The 22,047-nt window shown below is 62.2% G+C and carries 25 protein-coding genes; 14 read left to right on the top strand and 11 right to left on the bottom strand.

Annotated features, from left to right (window positions below):
• Window positions 1-161: 161 nt before the first annotated feature.
• From JOE27_RS06805 to JOE27_RS06795, 3 genes are read left to right on the top strand one after another with little or no spacing between them, the layout of a single operon-like run.
• Window positions 162-1,322 (top strand): ATP-binding protein, encoded by a 1,161-nt coding sequence (locus JOE27_RS06805; protein ID WP_115274395.1) that lies wholly within the window; start codon window positions 162-164, stop codon window positions 1,320-1,322.
• A gap of 5 nt (window positions 1,323-1,327) precedes the next feature.
• Window positions 1,328-2,773, top strand: coding sequence for an ATPase domain-containing protein (locus JOE27_RS06800; protein ID WP_115274396.1), 1,446 nt, complete (start codon window positions 1,328-1,330; stop codon window positions 2,771-2,773).
• An 11-nt stretch (window positions 2,774-2,784) separates the two neighbouring features.
• Window positions 2,785-3,138, top strand: a complete 354-nt coding sequence (locus tag JOE27_RS06795) for a response regulator (RefSeq protein WP_012315048.1) — start codon at window positions 2,785-2,787, stop codon at window positions 3,136-3,138.
• Window positions 3,139-3,202: 64 nt separating this feature from the next.
• Here the strand turns inward: JOE27_RS06795 and csrA are convergent, their stop codons facing one another.
• From csrA to JOE27_RS06755, 8 genes are all read right to left on the bottom strand, one after another.
• Window positions 3,203-3,400 (bottom strand): carbon storage regulator CsrA, encoded by a 198-nt coding sequence (gene csrA / locus JOE27_RS06790; protein ID WP_012315047.1) that lies wholly within the window; start codon window positions 3,398-3,400, stop codon window positions 3,203-3,205.
• 252 nt (window positions 3,401-3,652) lie between these two features.
• Window positions 3,653-4,675 (bottom strand): DNA topoisomerase IB, encoded by a 1,023-nt coding sequence (locus JOE27_RS06785; protein WP_046785731.1) that lies wholly within the window; start codon window positions 4,673-4,675, stop codon window positions 3,653-3,655.
• A gap of 57 nt (window positions 4,676-4,732) precedes the next feature.
• Window positions 4,733-5,824, bottom strand: coding sequence for a molybdenum ABC transporter ATP-binding protein (gene modC, locus JOE27_RS06780; protein ID WP_046785732.1), 1,092 nt, complete (start codon window positions 5,822-5,824; stop codon window positions 4,733-4,735).
• 1 nt (window position 5,825) lies between these two features.
• Complete coding sequence (modB, locus tag JOE27_RS06775) at window positions 5,826-6,506, bottom strand: molybdate ABC transporter permease subunit (RefSeq protein WP_119687344.1); 681 nt, start codon at window positions 6,504-6,506, stop codon at window positions 5,826-5,828.
• Window positions 6,506-7,264 (bottom strand): molybdate ABC transporter substrate-binding protein, encoded by a 759-nt coding sequence (gene modA, locus JOE27_RS06770; RefSeq protein ID WP_204918348.1) that lies wholly within the window; start codon window positions 7,262-7,264, stop codon window positions 6,506-6,508. The genes modB and modA overlap by 1 nt, the downstream gene beginning before the upstream one ends.
• A 149-nt stretch (window positions 7,265-7,413) precedes the next feature.
• Window positions 7,414-8,490 (bottom strand): nitronate monooxygenase, encoded by a 1,077-nt coding sequence (locus JOE27_RS06765; protein WP_125923988.1) that lies wholly within the window; start codon window positions 8,488-8,490, stop codon window positions 7,414-7,416.
• A gap of 18 nt (window positions 8,491-8,508) precedes the next feature.
• Window positions 8,509-8,679 carry a hypothetical protein gene (locus JOE27_RS06760; RefSeq protein ID WP_012315041.1) on the bottom strand — a complete coding sequence of 57 codons (171 nt, stop codon included), beginning with the start codon at window positions 8,677-8,679 and terminating at the stop codon, window positions 8,509-8,511.
• A 7-nt stretch (window positions 8,680-8,686) separates the two neighbouring features.
• Window positions 8,687-8,989 carry a DUF1883 domain-containing protein gene (locus tag JOE27_RS06755; RefSeq protein ID WP_046785735.1) on the bottom strand — a complete coding sequence of 101 codons (303 nt, stop codon included), beginning with the start codon at window positions 8,987-8,989 and terminating at the stop codon, window positions 8,687-8,689.
• Window positions 8,990-9,149: 160 nt separating this feature from the next.
• Between JOE27_RS06755 and JOE27_RS06750 the strand changes: the two genes are divergently transcribed.
• From JOE27_RS06750 to JOE27_RS06710, 9 genes are all read left to right on the top strand, one after another.
• On the top strand, window positions 9,150-9,509 hold the full coding sequence (locus tag JOE27_RS06750) for a hypothetical protein (RefSeq protein WP_204918346.1): 360 nt from the start codon (window positions 9,150-9,152) through the stop codon (window positions 9,507-9,509).
• 144 nt (window positions 9,510-9,653) lie between these two features.
• Window positions 9,654-10,304 carry a c-type cytochrome gene (locus tag JOE27_RS06745; protein WP_115274400.1) on the top strand — a complete coding sequence of 217 codons (651 nt, stop codon included), beginning with the start codon at window positions 9,654-9,656 and terminating at the stop codon, window positions 10,302-10,304.
• A gap of 41 nt (window positions 10,305-10,345) precedes the next feature.
• Complete coding sequence (locus tag JOE27_RS06740; protein ID WP_119689064.1) at window positions 10,346-11,260, top strand: c-type cytochrome; 915 nt, start codon at window positions 10,346-10,348, stop codon at window positions 11,258-11,260.
• Between the two features lie 100 nt (window positions 11,261-11,360).
• Entirely contained in the window at window positions 11,361-12,722 is a 1,362-nt protein-coding gene (locus JOE27_RS06735) for a UDP-glucose/GDP-mannose dehydrogenase family protein (protein WP_204918344.1), read from the top strand.
• A 48-nt stretch (window positions 12,723-12,770) separates the two neighbouring features.
• Window positions 12,771-13,610 carry a UTP--glucose-1-phosphate uridylyltransferase GalU gene (galU, locus tag JOE27_RS06730; RefSeq protein WP_012315035.1) on the top strand — a complete coding sequence of 280 codons (840 nt, stop codon included), beginning with the start codon at window positions 12,771-12,773 and terminating at the stop codon, window positions 13,608-13,610.
• 98 nt (window positions 13,611-13,708) lie between these two features.
• Window positions 13,709-15,064, top strand: coding sequence for a glutathione-disulfide reductase (gene gorA, locus JOE27_RS06725; protein ID WP_204918342.1), 1,356 nt, complete (start codon window positions 13,709-13,711; stop codon window positions 15,062-15,064).
• Between the two features lie 270 nt (window positions 15,065-15,334).
• On the top strand, window positions 15,335-15,898 hold the full coding sequence (ahpC, locus tag JOE27_RS06720) for an alkyl hydroperoxide reductase subunit C (RefSeq protein WP_012315033.1): 564 nt from the start codon (window positions 15,335-15,337) through the stop codon (window positions 15,896-15,898).
• 124 nt (window positions 15,899-16,022) lie between these two features.
• Complete coding sequence (gene ahpF, locus JOE27_RS06715) at window positions 16,023-17,585, top strand: alkyl hydroperoxide reductase subunit F (RefSeq protein WP_119687341.1); 1,563 nt, start codon at window positions 16,023-16,025, stop codon at window positions 17,583-17,585.
• A 55-nt stretch (window positions 17,586-17,640) separates the two neighbouring features.
• Complete coding sequence (locus JOE27_RS06710; RefSeq protein WP_046785739.1) at window positions 17,641-17,829, top strand: hypothetical protein; 189 nt, start codon at window positions 17,641-17,643, stop codon at window positions 17,827-17,829.
• Window positions 17,830-17,834: 5 nt separating this feature from the next.
• Here JOE27_RS06710 and JOE27_RS06705 read toward each other — a convergent pair whose 3' ends face one another.
• The 3 genes from JOE27_RS06705 to nhaR form a co-directional block, all read right to left on the bottom strand.
• The gene (locus JOE27_RS06705; RefSeq protein ID WP_115274404.1) at window positions 17,835-18,482 is read right to left on the bottom strand and encodes a DUF480 domain-containing protein; all 648 of its coding nucleotides are present in this window, start codon (window positions 18,480-18,482) and stop codon (window positions 17,835-17,837) included.
• A gap of 226 nt (window positions 18,483-18,708) precedes the next feature.
• A complete protein-coding gene (gene sstT, locus JOE27_RS06700; RefSeq protein WP_046785741.1) occupies window positions 18,709-19,920 on the bottom strand; it encodes a serine/threonine transporter SstT in 1,212 nt (403 codons plus the stop codon).
• Between the two features lie 78 nt (window positions 19,921-19,998).
• Window positions 19,999-20,892, bottom strand: coding sequence for a transcriptional activator NhaR (gene nhaR / locus JOE27_RS06695; protein WP_119687339.1), 894 nt, complete (start codon window positions 20,890-20,892; stop codon window positions 19,999-20,001).
• A 134-nt stretch (window positions 20,893-21,026) separates the two neighbouring features.
• On the opposite strand from nhaR, the gene JOE27_RS06690 reads away from it, so the two are divergent.
• On the top strand, window positions 21,027-21,266 hold the full coding sequence (locus tag JOE27_RS06690; protein ID WP_012315027.1) for a hypothetical protein: 240 nt from the start codon (window positions 21,027-21,029) through the stop codon (window positions 21,264-21,266).
• Window positions 21,267-21,291: 25 nt separating this feature from the next.
• On the top strand, window positions 21,292-22,044 hold the full coding sequence (locus tag JOE27_RS06685) for a TerC family protein (protein WP_012315026.1): 753 nt from the start codon (window positions 21,292-21,294) through the stop codon (window positions 22,042-22,044).
• Window positions 22,045-22,047 lie beyond the last annotated feature (3 nt).

The raw sequence follows: 22,047 nt of genomic DNA, 5'->3' as shown, positions 1-22,047 counted from the left end.
TGTCATTAGGCCACTGTGCCGTTCCTGACTGGATCCAATGAGTGCTGCATCCATGTCCCAAGCCTGTCCTCACCGTGCTGACGGGTTCATCGTCCGCCCATGCTTGGGGGCTACTCTGGCCGAACTCATTGCCGCCCAACCGCTGTGCCTGTGGAGTTTGCATGGTTTCAGCCGACTGCATCGCCTCGCCTGTAATGACCGCCAACCGCTACGAGCAGTTGGTGCAGGCTGTGGTGGACTATGCCATCTACATGCTCGACCCCTCTGGCCATGTGGTGTCGTGGAATGCAGGCGCCGAGCGGATCAAGGGTTACCGTGCTGACGAAGTTATAGGCCGGCATTTCTCGCTGTTCTTCACCCCCCAGGACTGCGCCGAAGGGCGTCCTGACTATTTGCTCAAGCAAGCCCTTGAACTGGGCGTGGCGCAGGATGAGGGCTGGCGGGTACGCAAGGACGGTACGCAATTCTGGGCGTTGGCCGCCCTCGATGTGATCCGCGATGATCTGGGGCACATCATTGGCCTGGCCAAGGTCACGCGCGATATTACAGACCGGCGCGAATCGGCACTGCAACTGGACGCCATCCGCGCCCAACTGTTCCAGGCGCAAAAGCTCGAGGCGCTGGGCCAGTTGACCGGTGGGTTGGCGCATGATTTCAACAACCTGCTCACTATCATCATGAGTTCGGCCAAGTTGGCACTCAATAGCCAGGACCCGGCGCGTGTGCAGCGTATGCTGGAGCACATCGTGGATGCGGGCCGGCGTGGTACCCAGCTGACTCAGCAACTGCTGACGTTCGCTCGGCATCGGCAGATGGATGTCACGATGGTCGCACCCGCCACTGTGCTGGCTTCGACGCGCAGTTTGCTGGAGCACGCCTTGCCGAGCGATGTCGAGTTGCAGGAGCACCTGCAACCTGACTTGCCCGTGATCGAAGTGGATGCCGGGCAGTTACAGATGGTATTGCTCAATTTGCTGTTCAATGCCCGCGATGCAATTGGCGAGCGGGGCGCGATCTGCATTGCGCTTGATGCTGTGGTGCTGACGGGCGAAGTGGACGGGCTGCACGGCCCGTTCGTGTGCTTTGAAGTGCGCGACACCGGTGCTGGCATCGACCCCCAAGTGCTGCCACGCATCTTCGAGCCATTTTTCACCACCAAGCCTTTTGGCAAGGGTACAGGCCTTGGGCTCAGTCAGGCCTACGGCTTTGCCAAGCAAAGCAACGGCGCAATCACTGTGCAGAGCACGGTCGGCAAGGGCACCTGCATACGCCTTTACCTGCCAACGTCGGAGCGCGCTGCGGCCCCTCAACTCCACAGGTAATCCTCATGGTTCAGGCACTCAAGCGGCTGTTGACGGGGATCGAAGGGCTCGATGCCCTACTCAAGGGCGGCCTGGTCGCAGGTGGCTCATACATCGTTCAGGGGCCGCCTGGCGCCGGCAAGACCATTCTCGCCAACCAATTGGCCTGTGGTCATGTGCGCAACGGCGGCCGAGTATTGGTTGCCACCTTGCTCAGCGAGTCCCATGAACGGCTTTTTCAGTACCTGGCGACCTTGAGGTTCTTCGACTCGACGCTGATCGGTGACCAGGTCCAATTCGTCAGCGCCTTCGATACCCTTGAACAAGAGGGGCTCGATGCGGTGGTCAAATTGCTCCGCCAGGAAATCGGCCGGCAGCAAGCCAGCCTGCTGATCGTTGACGGCGTGCTCAACGCCCGGGTCCGCGCGGAAACGGCACTGGACACCAAGAAGTTCGTTTCCGAATTGCAGGGGCATGCCGCTTTTGCCGGCTGTACCGTGCTGCTGCTGACCAGTGCCCGGCTCGATGAAGGCAGCCCCGAGCACACCATGGTCGATGGCGTGATCGAACTGGGCGAACAACTGCTGGGCAGCCGCGCCGTGCGCCATGTGCAACTGCGCAAAACGCGGGGTAGTGGGGCGCTGTCCGGGCGCCATGAATGCCTGATCGACGAGGCCGGGATCCATGTGTATCCGCGCCTGGAGGCGCTGTACAGCCACCCCAGCCAGCTGGGCTCGGCCACGCTGAGCCAGGTGACCACGGGCGTATCCACGCTGGATGAAATGCTGGGGGGCGGGCTGGCCAGTGGCTCGGTCAGTTTGTTGATGGGCCCCTCGGGCGTTGGCAAGACGTCACTGGGCCTGGCCTTTCTTGGCGCAGCAACTGCCCAGAGCCCCGCGCTGCATTTTGGCTTCTATGAAACACCTGCAAGGTTACGCCTGAAGGCCACCTCCTTGGGTTACGATTTCGCCGCGCTGGAACGGCAAGGTGCTTTGCAACTGAGCTGGCAGCCGACTACCGAGGGTTTGCTCGACCAGGTTGGTGCGCGCCTGCTGGAACAAGTTCAGCAGCAGGGCAGCAAGCGTGTCCTGATAGACAGCCTGGGCGCATTCAGCCGCCTGGCAACTGATCCTGCACGGCTCAACGCGTTCTTCCGCGCCTTGACTGGCGAGCTGCGCGCACGCGATATCAGCGTCATGCTCACCTGGGAGATGCGCGACCTCTTCGGCTCGGAAATCACCGCCCCGGCCCCCGACCTGTCGAGCATCGTCGATAACCTCTTGCTGATGCGTTTTGTCGAACTGGATTCGCAACTGCGGCGCATGTTGTCTGTGCTCAAGGTGCGTGACAGCCATCACGACCCCGCGCTGCATGAGTTGCGTATCGGGCCGCAGGGCATCCACCTGGACAAGACTTTCGAGGGCTCATCCGGTGTGCTCTCGGGTACTCCGGTGCCCCAAGGCAGCGGGTGAAGGGCCTGCTGATGAACACTATCCTGATCGTCGATGACGAATACCTGATCGCCGATATCCTGGGCTTTGCCCTGGAGGACGAAGGCTTTTTGGTGGAAAAGGCGAGCAATGGGCGCAAGGCCCTGGAAGCGTTACAGGAAAAACGCGTGGATCTGGTGATCACCGATTACATGATGCCGGTGCTCAACGGCGAAGAGCTGGTGCTGGCGATCCGCAAAGAGTTGCAGTTGCCCGACCTGCCCGTGATCCTCATGAGCGGCGCGCAGGCCAGCCAGGGACGCCCGGAGCTGTTCGCTGCGGCGTTCGACAAACCGTTCGACGTGGACAAGTTGATCGCCAAAGTGCGCGAGCTGCTTGGCGCCTGAGGCTCGGGCTGCGGTGTGTGTACCCAATCGATCAAGCGCGTCCGTGCGGCTTGAAGTGTCGCAATCAGTGTTGGTCGTCGTGCTTTTCCGGGGCCGGGCTGCCGGCCTGGATACGCTTGAAGATTTCTTCCCGGTGCACCTGGACATCCTTTGGTGCATCGATGCCAATCCTCACCTGCATCCCCTTCACGCCCAGAATGGTGACTTTGATGTCATCGTTGATGACGATGCTTTCGCCAACCTTACGGGTGAGTATCAGCATGTAGTTCTCCTTGGTGATATCAAAATCCACCCGGCAAGTGCCGCAGTGGTGGGAGCCTGTCCCTCTTCCTTCTCATTAAAGACGCTTTCGGCGGATATTAATTCCCCGTCAGACAAATTCTGTTGTGTGTCTTTAGTTGCAGGTGCCGTTGTAAAACGCGGTAAGCGTCCCGGCGAAGGTGCTCGGTGGCAAGGATAGGGGGCTTCGGCCTTAATGGGAAATTTCTCTGCATGATTGCAGGCATAGGTTCGCTCAATTGGCTTGCGCTTGCTCCAGTGCCTGCAGAAACAACAGCAACGCTACCTCTTCGGGATCAAGGCCTTTGCGCACACGGCTGCCTGGCAGCTCTGCCAGGCGCCCCAAGGCGTAATGCTCCAGCACTGCAGGGTGGATGTAGCAGCGCCTGCACACGGCAGGGGTATTGCCCAGGCGCGCGGCCACCTGCTTGACGATACTCGCAACCTGGCGCTTTGCCTCGCTCTCGGGCTCCCAGGCCAGCGGCCTGAGCAGGCTCAGCGCCAGGCTGCTACCTGCCCAGGTGCGGTAATCCTTGGCAGTGAAATCGGCCCCGGTCAGTTGTTGCAGGAACTGGTTGATCTCACTGGACCCAATGCTGTGCCGCTGGCCTTCTTCGTCCAGATACTGGAACAGCGCCTGCCCCGGCAGCTCCATGCAGCGTTTGAGCAGGTTGGCCAGGCGTCGGTCGCGCAGGGTGACATTGTGTTCCACGCCGCGCTTGCCGCGGAACTGGAAGCGGATGGTGCTGCCCTCGACCTTGACGTGGCGGTTGCGCAGCGTGGTCAGGCCGTAGGATTTGTTGTCGCGCAGGTAGCGCTCGTTGCCGATGCGGATCAGTGTGTGGTCCAGCAGGCTGACCACCAGTGCCATTACCTTTTCCCGGTCCAGCCCCGGGCGCGCCAGGTGTGTCTCCAGCTGTGCGCGAAGCTTGGGCAATGCCTGGGCAAAGGCCAGCATGCGCCCATATTTGTGTTGATCGCGCAGCTCGCGCCACTGGGCGTGGTAGCGGTACTGCTTGCGGCCACGCGCATCGCGCCCTGTGGCTTGCAGGTGGCCTTGCGGGTCGGCGCAGATCCACACGTCGGTGTAGGCCGGCGGGATCACCAGGGCGGCGATGCGCGCCAGCGTTTCACTGTCGCGCACACGTTGGCCTTGGGCATCCAAATAGATGAAACGGTCACGCCAGCGGCGCCGGCTCAGGCCGGGCTGGCTATCGTCAACGTAATGCAGGCTGGCGGGCAAGTTGCAGTCAGGCATGGGCGGCAGGCCTCGTTCAGGTCACTGATCAATGGACAGCGGCCGTGCGAGCGATGCTCAGCCCAATAGCGCTACCGACTTTATTTGCGCAAACAAAGCCTGCCCCGGGTGCAGGCCGAGCTGGTCCGCCGAGAAGCGGGTGATGCGCGCCAGCAGGGCATTGCCGCCGGCATCCAGGCTTACCAGCACATGCGCCGGGTTATCCGCCGGGTGCACTTCGCGTACGCGCACCGCCAGCCGGTTGAGGATGCTGGAGGTACCATCTGCCGTTAGCGTGAGGCTGACGTCGCGGGCCTGAACCTTCACGCGCAAGGCGCTGCCCATGCTGTGTGCCGGGTGGGCAATGCGTAGTAAAGGCGCTTCGTGGCCAGCCAGGCGCAGGTCCAGCAGGCCGTACTGCGGGTCGTGGCCAACCACAAGGCCCTCGAACACCACGCCGGCATCGTCGCCCTGGGCCAGCGACAGGTCCAGGCGCGCGAGCGTCTGGCCAATCGGGCCACTGGCCGTGGCCTTGCCTTGCTCCAGCAGCACCAGGTGATCGGCCAACCGCGCCACTTCATCCTGGGCATGGCTGACGTACACCAGCGGGATGTCCAGTTCCTCGTGCAGGCGCTCCAGGTAGGGCAGGATCTCGCGCTTGCGCGGCCCGTCCAGTGCGGCCAGGGGCTCATCCATCAATAACAGGCGCGGGCTGCTGAGCAGCGCCCGGGCGATACCCACACGCTGGGCCTCGCCGCCGGACAGGGTCGCGGGCCTGCGCTCGAGCAGGTGGCCGATGCCCAGCAGCTGGCAGGCCTGGTCGAGGCTGACCTTGCGCTGGCCTGGTGCAATTCGCCGCCAGCCGAATTCCAGGTTGCCGCGCACCGACAAGTGCGGGAACAGGCTGGCCTCCTGGAATACGTAGCCGACCGGGCGCAGGTGCGGCGCCAGGAAGTGGCCACGTGTGCTGTCTTCCCAGACTTCACCGTTGACCTCGATGTACGCGCTCGCAGCCCGTTCCAGCCCGGCCAGGCAGCGCAGGCACGAGGTTTTGCCCGAGCCGGAATGGCCGAACAGCGCGCTGATGCCGCGCCCTGGCAGTTGCAGGTCGACATCCAGGGTGAAGTCGTCACGCGCAAGCTTGAGGCGCGCCACAATCGATCCGGTCATTTCAGCTCCAGCCAGGCTTGCCACGGCGCCCCGCGTACAGCAGGAGCAGCACCAGGAACGAGAACACCAGCATGGCACCTGCCAGCCAGTGGGCTTGCGTATACTCCATGGCTTCGACGTGATCGAAGATCTGCACCGAGACCACGCGGGTCTTGTCGGGGATGTTGCCGCCAATCATCAGCACCACGCCAAACTCGCCTACGGTGTGGGCAAAGCCAAGGATGCTGGCGGTGATGAAGCCAGGCCGCGCCAGTGGCAGTACCACATGCACGAAGGTGTCCCACGGGCTGGCGCGCAAGGTGGCGGCAACTTCCAGCGGGCGCTGGCCGATTGCTGCGAAGGCGTTCTGCAGCGGTTGCACCACGAACGGCAGGGAGTACACCGTCGAGCCGATCACCAGGCCAGTGAAACTGAACACCACGCTTCCCAGGCCCAGCGCCTCGGTGGCCTGGCCTATCCAACCCTGCGGGCCGAGGGCGATCAGCAGGTAAAAACCGATCACCGTCGGCGGCAGCACCAGTGGTAGCGCCACCACCGCACCCACCGGCCCGCGCAGCCAAGAGCGCGTGCGCGCCAGCCACCAGGCTATGGGCGTGCCGATGAGCAGCAAGATCAGGGTGGTCAGGCTGGCCAGTTTCACCGTCAGCCAGATGGCACCCAGGTCACTGGCGTCCAGCGGCATCAGCGTTCATAACCATAGGATTTGATCAGCGCAGCAGCTTTTGGGCCTTTGAGGTATTCAACCAGTGCCTTGGCCGCCGGGTTGTCTTTGCCCTTGTTGAGAATGACGGCGTCCTGGCGGATAGGGTCGTGCAGTTCGGGCGGTACGACCCAGGCCGAACCACTGGTGACTTTGCCGTCTTTGTAGATCTGCGACAGGGCGACGAAGCCCAGCTCGGCATTGCCGGTGGAGACGAACTGGAAGGCCTGGGTGATGTTCTGGCCTTCGACGATCTTGCCCTGGGTGGCTTCGGCCAGGCCAAGCTTGGCCAGCACCTGAGTGGCGGCCAGGCCGTAGGGTGCCGTCTTCGGGTTGGCGATGGACAGGTGCTTGTACTGGTTTTTCTTCAGTACCTCACCATGGGCGTCAACATAGCCTTCCTTGGCCGACCACAGCGCAAGGGTGCCGATGGCGTAGGTGAAGCGCGAGCCGGGGACGATGTCCTTTTCCTGCTCCAGCTTGGCCGGGGTGCTGTCATCGGCGGCGAGGAACACCTCGAACGGTGCGCCGTTCTTGATCTGTGCGTAGAACTGCCCCGTGGCGCCATAGGCGGCGATCAGCTTGTGGCCGGTGTCTTTCTCGAAGTCCTTGGCGATGGCCTGGATCGGCGCGGTGAAGTTTGCCGCGACCGCAACCTGCACCTCGTCTGCCCAGGCGCTGTTGAGTGATAGCAGGCAGGCGAGGGCAGTGGCGGTGAGGTGGGGCAGGCGGATACGCATGAAAACAGCTCCCTAGGAGTGCAGGTTATCGTTATAGCGGTAACTATATAGCGATAGGCCCCGAGCCGGAAGGTGCTGTCTGGCTTGCAATCCTTGCAGGAGCCGGCTTGCCGGTAATCACCGGCACAGCCGGTGCCCTAGATAAATTCCTAACGCCCAACCAGCGCCAACGCCCTCTCTGCAATCTCCCGGGTCAACTGTTCAGCCGGCATTGCCTTGCCCAGCCGCAACGCTTGCCCCGCCCACAAGTTGCTGAAGTCGCTGTTGCCTTGCGGGTCGGTGATTGCCCGCAACGGCATCAGCGCGCCGCCTGCCAGGGGGAAGCGTGGCGCCAGTTCACTCATTGGCCCCAGCTCGCGCATGACGCGGTTGTTGATGCCGCGCGCCGGGCGCCCGGTGAACAGGTTGGTCAGGGCCGTGTCGCTGGCCGGTGCACTGTCCAGCGCGCGTCGATGGGCCGCAGACACCTTGGCTTGGGGGCAGAACAGGTAGGCCGTGCCGATTTGCACGGCGCTGGCGCCCAGGGCCAGTGCTGCAACCAGGCCACGGTGGTCAGCGATGCCGCCAGCGGCGATCACCGGCACGCCCACTGCATCGGCAACCTGCGGCACCAGGGCGAAGGTGCCGATCTGGCTGTTGATGTCTTCGCTGAGGAACATGCCGCGATGGCCACCGGCTTCACTGCCCATGGCAATGATCGCGTCGCAACCCTTGGCCTCCAGCCACAGCGCTTCTTCCACCGTGGTGGCACTGGACAGCACCTTGGCCCCGGCTGCTTTTACCCGCTGCAGCAATGCAGCCTCAGGCAGGCCGAAGTGGAAACTCACCACCTCAGGGCGCAATTGTTCGACCAGCCGGCAGCTGTGCTCGTCGAACGGTGCACGGTTGGAAACCGGAGTGGGAGCCTCGAAGTCGGCGCCAACTTCTGTGTAATACGGTTTGAGTGCCAGCTTCCAGCGCGTTTCGCGGTCGATGTCTGGGGTGGGCGGCTGGTGGCAGAAAAAATTCAGGTTAAGCGGGGCGCCCGGGCAAGCGCTGCGAAAGGCTGCAATCTCGCCGCGCACCTGCTCGCCCGTGAGCATGGCGCAGGGCAGGGCGCCCAGGCCACCGGCTTTGGCCACGGCGATTGCCAGGGGCGAGCCGCTGGCGCCGGCCATAGGCGCCTGGAGGATGGGCAACTCGATGCCCAGCAGATCGAGAATACGATGGTCGGGCCAGTTGCTCATGCAGTCCTCCCTGCGGTTTTACAGTGCCTTGCTGACCTGGATGTCGCTGATCTTGTCGGCGTCGTCGCCGTGGATCTTGCGCAGGGCATCGAGTGCCTGCTCGTGCGAGGCATCGGGCATGACGGCGAAATCCCAGCGGCGTTCGCCGTCGAGCTTGTATTTGATGACGTACTTGATGTTCTGGGTCATGGCGGTCTTATCTGAGTTTGGACGACGAACGACGGATGATCTTGATCTTGTGGGTCAAGGTCGGCTTGCGCGTTACCGAGATGGGACGGGTGGTGACGGTGTCGATGGTGATGTTCCAGAAACCGGTGCTGGGTACCGTGATCTTGGCCGGGAACCGCTCGAAGTGGCCGCCGTGGTAAGTGTGTCGGCCGCCATTTTTGAAGCTGCGGAAGTTGGCGTCGTTCATCAGGCGGATGTTGCAGCGTTGAGAGCACTCGACGACAACGATGTCGTCCTCGTTGAGATGCTCGCGCTGGTGTACGAATTTCATGGGGTGCTCCGCAAAGTCGGGTTCTGCAAACGCGAACGATACCACGATGTCGGGATTGGCTGGCGCGCCTGATGGCATGGGGCTAGATAAATCTGCCAAAGCACGGAGCAAAAGTGCCTGGCCGTGGTCTGATGCATTCCTGATAGGTGAGGTGTGCCAAATGAAGTGGATGGTGGCGGCGTTGTCCCTGACGCTGGGTGGTTGTGTCAGCGTTTCCGAGCTGGAGCAGTCGCACGAAACGATGGATGTGATCTCTGGCAAGACGCCCCGCGAGTATGCCGACTGTGTCAAGGCAGAGCTGGCGAACACCCGTGATCCCTTGGTCGAAGAGCAGCGCGACGATTGCCTGCGGTTGATCGTGCCGCAAAAGTTGACTGCCGGCGCCGGGCCAGCGGCACTGGTGGACATCGAGGAACGTGGCAGCGGCAGCAGCATCAAGCTGCATGAACGCTTGAACAACTTCCCGCTGCGCCTGGGTGATGTGCGTACGGCGGCGACCAAGTGCATCTCTGGCGGTTGATCTGGCTCAAGTAAAACGCGCTTAACAGGCCAATTGCCATCTGTTGGTCGGGTTGGCGTTGTTGGCAATTCCCTGGCGGGGCTAGTATCCATTTGCTTATGTGTTTTAAGCCTAAGCTTATAACAAAAGAAATGGAGATTCGTGATGACCCCGTTGAGTCGAGTCCTGGTCGGCAGCCTGCTGATCCTGGCCTGGCCCATGGCGCACGCCGCCGATGGCCAGAAAATCTTCACCCAGGGTGGCGCCAACCCTGCCGCCATGGCATGCCTGGGCTGCCATGGCCCGGACGGCAAGGGTATAGCCGCCGCTGGGTTCCCCCGCCTGGCCGGCCTGCCGGCCGGCTACCTGAGCAAGCAGTTGCATGACTGGCGTGCCGGCAGCCGCAAACAGGCGGTGATGGAGCCGCTGGCCAAAGCCTTGACCGAGGATGAGATCACGGCCGTCAGCGACTACCTGGCCAGCCTGCCTGGCGAGCCGGCCCCCGGCTTGCGCCGCCAGCAAATCGCAGACGACCCCACCACCCGGCTGGCCCTTTACGGCGACTGGAGCCGCAACATCCCCGGTTGTGTGCAATGCCATGGCCCCGGTGGCAGTGGTGTCGGCGAGCACTTTCCGCCCCTGGCAGGGCAGCCTGCCAGCTACCTGGTGGCGCAACTCAACGGCTGGCGCGACGGCAGCCGCAGCAACGACCCCAATCAGCTGATGGTCGGTGTGGCCAAGGCCATGACCGACCAAGAGGTCCAGGCAATCGCAGAATTCTTTGCCAACCCTGCCAGCCAGGAGGTCAAGCCATGAAAGCCATGAAAGCCATGAAAGCCATGAAAGCCATGAAAGCCATGAAAGCATTGATGCCAGCGTTGCTGCTGTCGGCCATGGGGCACGCCGTTGCGGCGCCCATCGCCATGGAAGACCAGTCGCAGTTGAACGTTCCTGCTGCCCAGGCCTCAGCGCAGTTCGCGCCTCCCGCTGAGAGTGAGCTGCCGGACAACGCCTTCGGCAAAATGGTACGCGAGGGCCATGCGCTGTTCGTCGACACCCGCCGACTGATGCCCGAGGCGGTGGGTAATGGCATGAACTGCAGTAACTGCCACCTCGACCAGGGCCGCCTGGCAAACTCCGCGCCGATGTGGGGTGCGTACCCTATGTACCCGGCCTATCGCAAGAAGAACGACAAGGTCAACACCTACGCCGAACGTATCCAGGGCTGCTTCCAGTTCAGCATGAACGGCAAGCCCCCGGCCGCCGACAGCCCGCAGATGACTGCGCTGTCGGCCTATGCCTACTGGCTGTCCACCAAAGCGCCTACCGGTGTGGAGATCGCCGGGCGTGGCTACCCTGAAGTACCACAACCCCAGGGTGGCTACGACTTCAAGCGCGGCCAGCAGGTCTACCGCGAGCAGTGCGCCATCTGTCACGGGGACAATGGTGAAGGGCAGAAAGTGGCCGGCGAATACGTGATGCCGCCCTTGTGGGGCAAGGATTCCTACAACTGGGGTGCCGGCATGCACCGGATCAACACCGCGGCCTCCTTCATCAAGCACAACATGCCGCTGGGCCGGCCAGGCAGCCTGAGTGATCAGCAGGCGTGGGATGTGGCAGCCTGGGTCAATCGCCACGAACGGCCGCAGGACCCTCGGCTGGTGGAGGGCTCTGTCGAGAAGACCCGGCTGAAGTTCCATGCCAACGACGGGGTCAACCTGTATGGGCAGAAGGTCGAGGGGGTGCTGATCGGGCAGGGAACAGGTAGCTGACGCGCTCACCGTTGGCCTCACGGTTCTGTCATCCGGCCGTCACCGCTTTGCAACCCCTGCGGGGTAGCAATGTCCGCTATCTCACTCAAGGAGCGCGGCCATGGACCTCTGTGTGATCGGGGCAGGGTATGTAGGGTTGGTGACGGCAGCCTGTTTCGCCGGGATGGGCAACCGGGTGGTGTGCCTGGAACGCGACCCGCAGCGCCTGGCACAACTGCGTCAGGGCCAGTGTCCGATCCATGAACCGGGGCTGCAGGCACTGTTGCAATCTGGGATCGGCCAAGGGCTGCTGAGCTTCAGCGACCAGTGGCAGCCTTCGCTGGCCAAGGCTCAGGTGGTGTTCATCGCCGTCGGCACGCCCAGCCTGGAAGACGGCTCGGCCGACCTGCAGCACGTGCTGGCCGTGGCCGACAGCCTTGGCCGCCATTTGCCGCGCAGTTGCCTGGTGGTCAACAAGTCGACCGTGCCGGTCGGCACCGCAGAGCGCGTGGCCCGGCACGTGATGCAGGGCCTGCGCGACCGCAGTGCCGGTTTTACCGTCGAGGTGGCGAGCAACCCGGAGTTTCTCAAGGAAGGCAGCGCCATCGACGATTTCATGCGCCCGGACCGCATCATCATCGGCACGGACAACGAGGCAGCACAGCAGTCCTTGCAACGCCTCTACGCGCCTTTTGTGCGCAATCGCGAACGTATCCTGGTGATGTCCCCGCGTGCGGCCGAATTCAGCAAGTACGCAGCCAATGCCTTCCTGGCGACCAAGATATCGTTCATCAATGAATTGGCCGGGCTGTGCGCACACTTGGGGGTGGACATCGAACAGGTGCGCCACGGCATCGGTAGCGACCGACGCATCGGCAGCCATTTCATCTATGCCGGCTGTGGTTATGGGGGGTCATGCTTCCCGAAGGATATTCGCGCGCTGGTCCGCACCGCCGAGCAGCAAGGTTATCAGCCTGCCATCCTGCGGGCAGTACAAGCCCGCAACGATCAGCAGAAGACCCTGTTGTTCACTGCGTTGCAGCAGCATTTCGGTGGGTTCATGCGCGGGCGTACCGTGGCGGTGTGGGGGCTGGCTTTCAAACCGGGCACCGATGACCTGCGCGAGGCCCCCAGCCTGGTGCTGCTCGATGCCTTGCTGGCCGCAGGGACGCGCGTGCAGGCCTGCGATCCGGTGGCGCTGGCCGGGGTTGCCGAGCGCTATGCGCAGGCGCTGGCCAGTGGCCAACTGAAACTGACCGATGACCCCTACGCCTGCGTGGAGGGTGCCGATGCACTGGCCCTGGTGACTGAATGGAAGCAGTTCCGCCAGCCGGACTTCAGCCGTGTGCGCGGGTTGATGCGCATGCCGGTGATATTTGATGGCCGTAATATTTACGATCCCTTGGAACTATCTACACTGGGTTATCTCTATCATGGCATCGGTCGGCCGCAGGCGGGGCATTGTAAGGTGACAGCCGCCTGATTAGACTGCGCCGAATTCCACAGGCTCTGCCTTTGTTTAAGGACGTTTATGATCAAGAAATGCTTGTTCCCGGCAGCCGGTTACGGCACTCGCTTCCTGCCTGCTACCAAAGCCATGCCCAAGGAAATGCTGCCAGTGGTCAACAAGCCACTGATCCAGTATGGCGTTGAAGAGGCCCTGGACGCTGGCCTGAACGAGATTTCCATCGTCACCGGCCGCGGCAAGCGCGCCCTGGAAGACCACTTCGACATCAGCTACGAGCTGGAAAACCAGATCAAGGGCACCGACAAGGAAAAATACCTGGTCGGCATCCGCCGCCTGCTCAACGAGTGCTCGTTCTCCTACACCCGCCAGACCGAAATGAAAGGCCTGGGCCACGCCATCCTGACCGGCCAGCCGCTGATCGGTGACGAACCGTTTGCTGTGGTGCTGGCGGACGACCTGTGCGTAAACCCGGAAGGTGACGGCGTACTGACCCAGATGGTCAAACTGTACAACCAGTTCCGCTGCTCGATCATCGCCATCCAGGAAGTCGACCCGCAGGAAACCAACAAGTACGGCGTGATTGCCGGCGACATGATCCGCGACGACATCTTCCGTGTGACCAACATGGTCGAAAAGCCTGCGCCGGAAGACGCGCCATCGAACCTGGCGATCATCGGCCGCTACATCCTGACCCCGGATATCTTCGATATCATCCGCAACACCCCACCGGGCAAAGGCGGCGAGATCCAGATCACCGACGCACTGATGCAGCAGGCACAGAACGGCTGCGTGATTGCCTACAAGTTCAAGGGCCAGCGTTTCGACTGCGGCGGCGCCGAAGGCTACATCGACGCCACCAACTTCTGCTTCGAGAACTACTACAAGACCGGCAAGGCTTACTGATAAGCCCCTACAGGTCGACGAGCCACCCTTCGGGGTGGCTTTTTTGTTTGTGGCGGCCAACGGCGGTATGCTGAGCGCCAGCCAAGGAGACTGAATACATGGCCTACGATTTTGATCTGTTCGTGATTGGTGCCGGGTCCGGTGGTGTGCGAGCGGCACGCTTCGCAGCGGGCTTTGGTGCAAAAGTGGCGGTGGCCGAGAGCCGCTACCTGGGTGGTACCTGCGTCAACGTCGGTTGCGTGCCCAAGAAGTTGCTGGTGTATGGCGCCCACGTCGCCGATGAGCTGGAGCAGGCTGCCGGCTACGGCTGGTCCCTGGAAGAGGGCCACTTCGACTGGGGTACCCTGATCGCCAACAAGAACCGCGAAATCGAGCGCCTCAACGGCATCTATCGCAACCTGCTGGTCAACAGCGGCGTGACCTTGCTGGAAGGCCATGCACGCATCACCGGCGCCAACGAAGTGGAAGTGCAAGGCCAGCGCTACAGCGCCGGGCACATCCTCATCGCCACCGGTGGCTGGCCTCAGGTGCCGGACATCCCGGGCAAGGAACTGGCCATCACCTCCAACGAGGCGTTCTACCTCAAAGAACTGCCACGCCGGGTGCTGGTGGTGGGGGGCGGCTACATCGCGGTCGAGTTCGCCGGCATTTTCCAGGGCCTGGGCGCCGCCACCACGTTACTGTACCGCGGCGAGATGTTCCTGCGCGGCTTCGACGGCTCGGTGCGTACCCACCTGAAGGAAGAACTGGAAAAACGCGGCATGGACTTGCAGTTCAATGCCGATATCCAGCGCATCGAGCAGCTTGAGGACGGCAGCCTGAAGGCCACGCTCAAGGATGGCCGCGAGCTGCTCACCGATTGTGTGTTCTACGCCACCGGCCGACGCCCGATGCTCGACAGCCTGGGCCTGGAAAACACCGGTGTGGAGCTGGATGCCCGCGGTTATATTCGCGTCGACGAGCAGTACCAGACCACCGCCCCGTCGATCCTGGCCATTGGCGATGTGATTGGCCGCGTGCAGCTCACCCCGGTCGCCCTGGCCGAAGGCATGGCCGTGGCGCGGCGCCTGTTCAAACCCGAGCAGTACCGCCCGGTGGATTACCAGAACATCCCCACCGCGGTGTTCAGCCAGCCGCCGATCGGTACCGTGGGCCTGACTGAAGAGCAGGCGCTGGAAGCCGGGCACAAGGTGCAGGTCTTCGAGAGCCGCTTCCGCGCCATGAAACTGACCCTCACCGACATCCAGGAAAAGACCCTGATGAAGCTGGTGGTGGACGCCGAGACCGACAAGGTGCTGGGCTGCCACATGGTCGGCCCTGATGCCGGCGAGATCATTCAGGGGTTGGGTGTTGCCCTGAAGGCAGGCGCTACCAAGCAGCAGTTCGACGAGACCATTGGCGTGCACCCGACGGCGGCGGAAGAGTTCGTCACCATGCGGACCGTTACGCGCTAAACCTCACTGACCCTATCGCCGGCAAGCCGGCTCTCACGGGTACGGCCCAGCTCTCAAGCTCGGCGCTGTACCTGTGTGTCCTGGTGTGCCAGTGATAGGCCCCTCAAATGCTTGCGCAATCCTTTGCTCAGCCCAATCCCTTCTATTAATAAACCTCGCTTATAGCCAAAACCAATCGCAAGCATGAGGTTTGCCAATGAGCCTTCGTGGCGACCAGCGGTTAGGATTCTCTCCGTCAACTGATTTCAACCCCATGAAGGAGCGTCTCTCATGCCTATCATCAACAGCCAGGTCAAACCGTTCAACGCCACCGCCTTCCACAACGGCGAATTCGTTCAGGTAAGCGAAGCCGACCTGAAGGGCAAGTGGTCTGTCGTGTTCTTCTACCCGGCCGACTTCACTTTCGTCTGCCCGACCGAGCTGGGTGACCTTGCTGACAACTACGCCGAGTTCCAGAAGCTGGGCGTGGAAATCTACGGTGTGTCCACCGACACCCACTTCACCCACAAAGCCTGGCACGACACTTCCGACACCATCAGCAAGATCAAGTACCCGCTGATCGGTGACCCGACCCACGTCATCTCGCGCAACTTCGACGTGCTGATCGAAGAAGCCGGTATGGCCGACCGCGGTACTTTCGTGATCAACCCGGAAGGCCAGATCAAGATCGTCGAAATCAACGACGGTGGTGTAGGCCGCGACGCTAGCGAGCTGCTGCGCAAGGTCAAGGCTGCCCAGTACATCGCCGCTCACCCAGGCGAAGTCTGCCCAGCCAAGTGGAAAGAAGGCGAAGCTACCCTCGCGCCATCCCTGGACCTGGTCGGCAAAATCTAAGACCGTGCGCCAGTCGTGGGCGGTGAGCAGCCGCCAAAGCTGAAGTACTCACTGCCCCGCCAAACGCCCGGGCGTTATTGCCTGGGCGTTTTTGTATCCGAAGATTGAAAAAGGAATCGCCCGTATGTTGGACGCCACGCTTAAATCGCAACTGAAAACCTACCTGGAGCGGGTCACCCAGCCGATCGAGATCGTTGCTTCCCTCGACGACGGCGCGAAGTCCCGCGAATTGCACGACCTGCTGGTAGAAATTGCCAGCCTGTCGAACCTCATTACCTTGAGCGCGGACGGTACCGACGCCCGTCGGCCTTCGTTCTCGCTCAACCGCCCGGGCGCTGACATCAGCCTGCGTTTTGCCGGCATCCCCATGGGCCACGAATTCACCTCCCTGGTGCTGGCGCTGCTGCAAGTCGGCGGCCACCCCTCCAAGGCCAGTGCCGAAGTGATCGAGCAGATCCAGGCCTTGGAAGGCGAGTTCACCTTCGAGACCTACTTCTCGCTGTCGTGCCAGAACTGCCCGGACGTGGTCCAGGCGCTGAACCTGATGGCGGTGCTCAACCCTAACGTACGCCACGTGGCCATCGACGGTGCGCTGTTCCAGGACGAAGTCGAGTCGCGCAAGATCATGGCCGTGCCCAGCATCTACCTGAACGGCGAAGTGTTCGGCCAGGGGCGCATGGGCCTTGAGGAAATCCTCGGCAAGATCGACACCAACGCCGGCGCCCGCCAGGCCGAGAAGATCAATGCCAAGGACGCCTTTGACGTGCTGGTGGTCGGCGGCGGCCCCGCCGGTGCCGCGGCTGCCATCTACGCAGCACGCAAAGGCATCCGTACCGGTGTCGCTGCCGAGCGTTTCGGCGGCCAGGTGCTCGATACCATGGCCATCGAGAACTTCATCTCGGTGCAGGAAACCGAAGGGCCGAAACTGGCTACTGCACTGGAAGAGCACGTCAAGCAGTACGACGTCGACATCATGAACCTGCAGCGCGGCGAAGCACTGATTCCGGCCACCGACGGCGGCCTGCACGAAGTACGCCTGGCCGGCGGCGCCTCGCTCAAAGCCAAGACCGTGATCCTCGCCACTGGCGCCCGCTGGCGCGAAATGAACGTGCCGGGTGAACAGGAGTACCGTGCCCGTGGCGTGGCCTACTGCCCGCACTGCGACGGCCCGCTGTTCAAGGGCAAGCGTGTGGCGGTGATCGGTGGCGGCAACTCCGGCGTGGAAGCAGCCATTGACCTGGCCGGCATCGTCGCGCAGGTGACGTTGATCGAGTTCGACAGCCAGCTGCGTGCCGATGCCGTGCTGCAGCGCAAGCTGCACAGCCTGCCGAACGTCAAGGTGATCACCAGCGCGCTGACCACCGAGGTGGTGGGCAATGGTGAGAAGGTGACCGGCTTGCGCTACAAGGACCGCACCACCGACGAGCAGCATGAGCTGGCGCTGGAAGGTATCTTCGTGCAGATCGGCCTGTTGCCCAACACCGACTGGCTCAAGGGGACGATCGAGCTGTCGCCGCGTGGCGAGATCATCGTCGATGCCAAAGGTGCGACCAGCATCCCGGGCGTGTTCGCAGCCGGTGATGTGACCACCGTGCCGTACAAGCAGATCGTCATTGCGGTGGGCGAGGGTGCCAAGGCATCGCTGGCGGCCTTCGATCACCTGATCCGCACCTCGGCGCCGGCGTAAACCTGAAACCCGGGGGTGTCTATGCTTACTGCCGACACCCTCGGGAATTCAAGCCATGACCCTGATCAGCCGCGAACCCTGGTGGCTAGTGCCACCCCAGCCCGGGCAGCAGGAGCAGGACCTGCACTGGGGTTACCTGGAAATCTACGCAGACGGCCGTACCGTGTTCGTCGACCAGCGCCCCAGTGAGCGGGAAATGGCCGAGCGCAAAAGCTGCCGCAACTTCCCTGAACCGGAACACTGAGTGGCTTAGCCTTCAAGCTCGGCCAGGCGCGCCTCCAGCGCGGCAATCCGGGCCTCCAGGGCTTCGATCCTTTCTTCCGACACATTGCCGCCACTGTTGCGCGCCCCACCTTCCTGCTGGCGAGCGGCAAGAATCGCCTCGATTTCTGCCGGATCCCCCAGTGCATGGGTGTAGCGGTCTTCGCGCTGCCCGGCCTGGCGTGGCAGATGCAGTGCCAAACCACGCGAGATCAGGCGCTCCAGCTGGTGCTGGATCTGTTCGGTGTCATCGAAGTCGTGCAAGCGGTTGCTGCGGGTCAACAGCTCGTTGAGGGTTTGCGGCCCACGCAGGAACATCAGGCCCATCAGTATCAGCTGGGCCGGTACCAGCTCCAGTGCCTTGTCCACCCGCTGTTCCCAACGGTCTGCGCGGCTGCCCATCTGCAGCCGGGTCATGCCCTGGCTTTCCAGGGCACGCAGCGCCTGGCCGACCTGGCCCTGGGACAGGTTCATCACCGGCTCACGGCTGGTCTTCTGGTTGCAGGCCAGCACCAGGGCATTGAGGGTCAGTGGGTAACTTTCAGGGCTGGTGGCCTGTTTTTCGATCAGCGCGCCGAGAATGCGGATCTCGGTACTGCTGAAGCGGCCTTCGTCTGCGGTTTGATTTTCTGACATGGCCAAGTCTCATTGCGAGGAAAAGGCCACTAGCGTAGGTAAAGCGCCTGGCTTAAGCAATCACTGCCCCATCGCCGGCAAGCCGGCGCCCACGATATGGATGGCGTCAAGGTTTGAAATCAAGCAACACAACCGCTTTCACGGGCACTGCACATGCCTTGAGTTCATCGCCAGTCTGTGGGCGCCGGCTTGCCGGCGAATGGGCCGCTACGCGGCCCTGGCTATCTCAAACACTACGGCGCTCTTGCGCCTGGCAGGCCGCCGCCGTGAACAGCACATCGGTCGAAGAATTCAGCGCAGTCTCTGCCGAATCCTGCAGCACGCCAATGATGAAGCCCACAGCAACCACCTGCATGGCAATCTCGCTTGGAATGCCGAACAGGCTGCATGCCAGCGGGATCAGCAGCAGCGAACCGCCAGCCACGCCCGACGCACCACAGGCGCAGACCGCCGCCACCATGCTCAGCAGCACCGCAGTAGGCAGGTCTACCGGGATGCCCAGCGTGTGCACGGCTGCCAGGGTCAGCACGGTGATTGTGATGGCCGCGCCCGCCATATTGATGGTCGCACCCAGCGGGATCGACACCGAGTAGGTGTCCTCATGCAGGCCCAGGCGCTCGGACAGTGCCAGGTTGACCGGAATGTTGGCCGCCGAGCTGCGGGTGAAGAAGGCCGTGATACCACTTTCGCGCAGGCACAGCAGCGTCAATGGGTAAGGGTTGCGGCGGATCTTGCAGAACACGATCAGCGGGTTCATCACCAGCGCCACGAACAGCATGCAGCCGATCAGCACCCCCAGCAGGTGCAGGTAGCCAAGCAGGGCATCGAGGCCAGACTGGGCGAGTGTCGAACTGACCAGGCCGAAAATGCCCAGCGGGGCGAAGCGGATGACTACCCGCACGATCAGGGTTACGCCATTGGACAGGTCCTCGACCACGGTTCGGGTGGTTTCGCCGGCATGGCGCAGCGCCACGCCCAAACCAATGGCCCAGGTCAGCACACCAATGAAATTGGCGTTGAGCAGGGCGTTGATCGGGTTGTCGACGGCGCTCAGCACCAGGTTTTGCAGCACTTCACCAATGCCGCCAGGCGCGCTCAGGGTCACATCGCTGGCGCTCAGGGCAAGTTGCGAAGGGAACAGCATGCTGGCGACAACGGCCACCACCGCAGCCGAGAAGGTGCCCAGCAGGTACAGCCAGAGAATCGGGCGGATGTGGGTTTCCTGGCCATGGCGATGGTTGGCGATCGAGGCCATGACCAGAATGAACACCAGCACCGGCGCGACTGCTTTCAGGGCGCTGACGAACACCTTGCCGAGAAAGCCCAGGTCGAGGGCGATGGCTGGCGCAAGCAAGGCCAGGACAATACCGGCGATCAGGCCGATGACGATCTGGGTCACCAGGCTGGTGCGGTTGAGGACGCGAAGGAGGGGGGACATGTGCTGCGCTATCTCGGTATCTTGAAAGGGCGTGACTTTACCATAGACCTTGGTAGGGTCGTCCCGGCCTGTTTACGCTCACCAATGGAACAGCTCCCGACGCGCCCCCTCGGTAATGGCCACGATCCCGGGGTGCTTGACCTTGCGTTCAACCGAAATAGCATAGAACGACTCGTGCACCGCCTCGGTCTGCCCGATCAGCTCCACCCCGTACTGGCGGCACACTTCCTCGGCAATCACACTGGGAGCCACGAAGATACCGCTGCCCGACTGGCCGAATGCCTGCATCAAGGCGCTGTCGTCGAATTCGCCGATTATCCGCGGTTGCACCTGCTGCTCGCCAAGCCAGCGCAGCAGCCGGCTGCGCACTACCGTTTCCTGGCCCGGGATCAGCAATGGTGCATCGTGCAGGCAGCCAGGAAAGACGCCAGCGTGGCGTTCGGCCAAGGCTTTTGTAGCAAAGAAGCTCAAGCCGCATTCCCCGAGCTTCTGGCTGTAACCCTTGATATCCAGGTGGTTGGGCATCGGGCTGTCGGATATCACCAGGTCCAGGCGCTGGATCGCCAGGTCTGCCAGCAGGCGTTCGAGTTTGTCCTCACGGCAGTTGATGCGCAGCACATCGTCCAGCTCCATGGTGGGCGCGAGCAGGCGATAGACGATCGATTTGGGCACCACGTCGGCAACCCCCACGCGAAACAGGATCTGTTCCTGCGGGCCGGCGCGCAGCATGGCCTCCAGTTCACCGCCGATCTGGAACATCTGCTCGGCGTAGACCAAGGTCTGGCGACCGGTTTCGGTCAGCTCCAGCTGCCGCCCGACCCGTTGGAACAGCTCCAGGCCGTAGGTCTGCTCGAACAGGCTGATCTGACCGCTGATGGTCTGCGGGGTCAGGTTCAGTTGCTCACTGGCGCGGGCGATGCTGCCGGTCTTGGCCACGGCCCAGAAATAGTGAAGCTGTCGATAGTTGAGCATCACCGCGTTCCCGATTCGTAAAAACCGAAGTATAACCGCTGAAAATACGAATTTTCCTGATGTATCGGCATCTTTAGAATTCGACGCCATCAGGCGCATTGCGCGCCGCCGGGATATCGACAAGCGAGGACCCCATGCTGCAATTCAAATCCATTGGCACACCCTTGGTGCTAGCCTTGGCACTGATGAGCCTGGCAGGCTGCGACCAGGCCGAGAAATCTGCCCAGCAGATGCTCGACCAGGCCGCCAAATCGGCCAAGCAGGCCATCGATGACACCAACGAAGCGGCGCAGCAGGCGCTGAGCGACGCTATCGGCACCGAAGGGCAGAAGCCCAAGGACGCCGACCAGCAAGATAAAACCCAGGACATCTGACCCAGAAACGTTGCAGGACTGAAAAATGGAATATTTGCTGGAACTCGCCGCAAGCCCCACCGCCTGGGTAGCCCTTGCCACACTGGTGGCCATGGAAGTCGTACTGGGCATCGATAACCTGATCTTCATCTCGATCCTGACCAACAAATTACCGGTCGAATACCGTTCCAAGGCACGCCGTATCGGTATCAGCATGGCCTTGATCATGCGTTTGGCGCTGCTCAGCACGGTGGCGTGGATCGTTCAGCTGACCGACCCGGTATTCGAAGTGTTCGGTAATGCCTTCTCCTGGAAGGACGTGATCCTGATTGCCGGTGGCCTGTTCCTGCTGTGGAAAGCGACCAAGGAAATCCACGAAAACGTCGACCCGCACGGCGCCAAGGAAGAAGCCAAGGTGTCCTCCACGGTTACCCTGGGCTTCGCGGCCGCGATCTTCCAGATCCTGCTGCTGGACATCGTGTTCTCGGTTGACAGCATCATCACCGCTGTGGGCATGACCGAGCACCTGCCGATCATGATCATTGCCGTGATCACTGCCGTGATCGTCATGATGGTGGCCGCTGACCCGTTGGCGAACTTCATCAACGACAACCCGACCGTGGTCATGTTGGCCCTGGGCTTCCTGATCATGATCGGCATGACCCTGATCGCCGAAGGTTTCGGTGCCCATGTGCCAAAAGGTTATGTGTATGCAGCGATGGCCTTCTCTACGGCGATCGAAGTGCTCAACATCCTGGCCCGCCGGGCACGGATGAAGCGCGAAGCGACCGAAGGCTGATTC

Origin of the sequence: Pseudomonas sp. M5 (assembly GCF_016907075.1) — a bacterium.
GTDB classification, from domain to species: Bacteria; Pseudomonadota; Gammaproteobacteria; order Pseudomonadales; family Pseudomonadaceae; genus Aquipseudomonas; species Aquipseudomonas putida_E.
The sequence above is the reverse complement of the archived record's forward strand: the minus strand, read 5'-3'. Positions and strand labels throughout refer to the sequence as shown.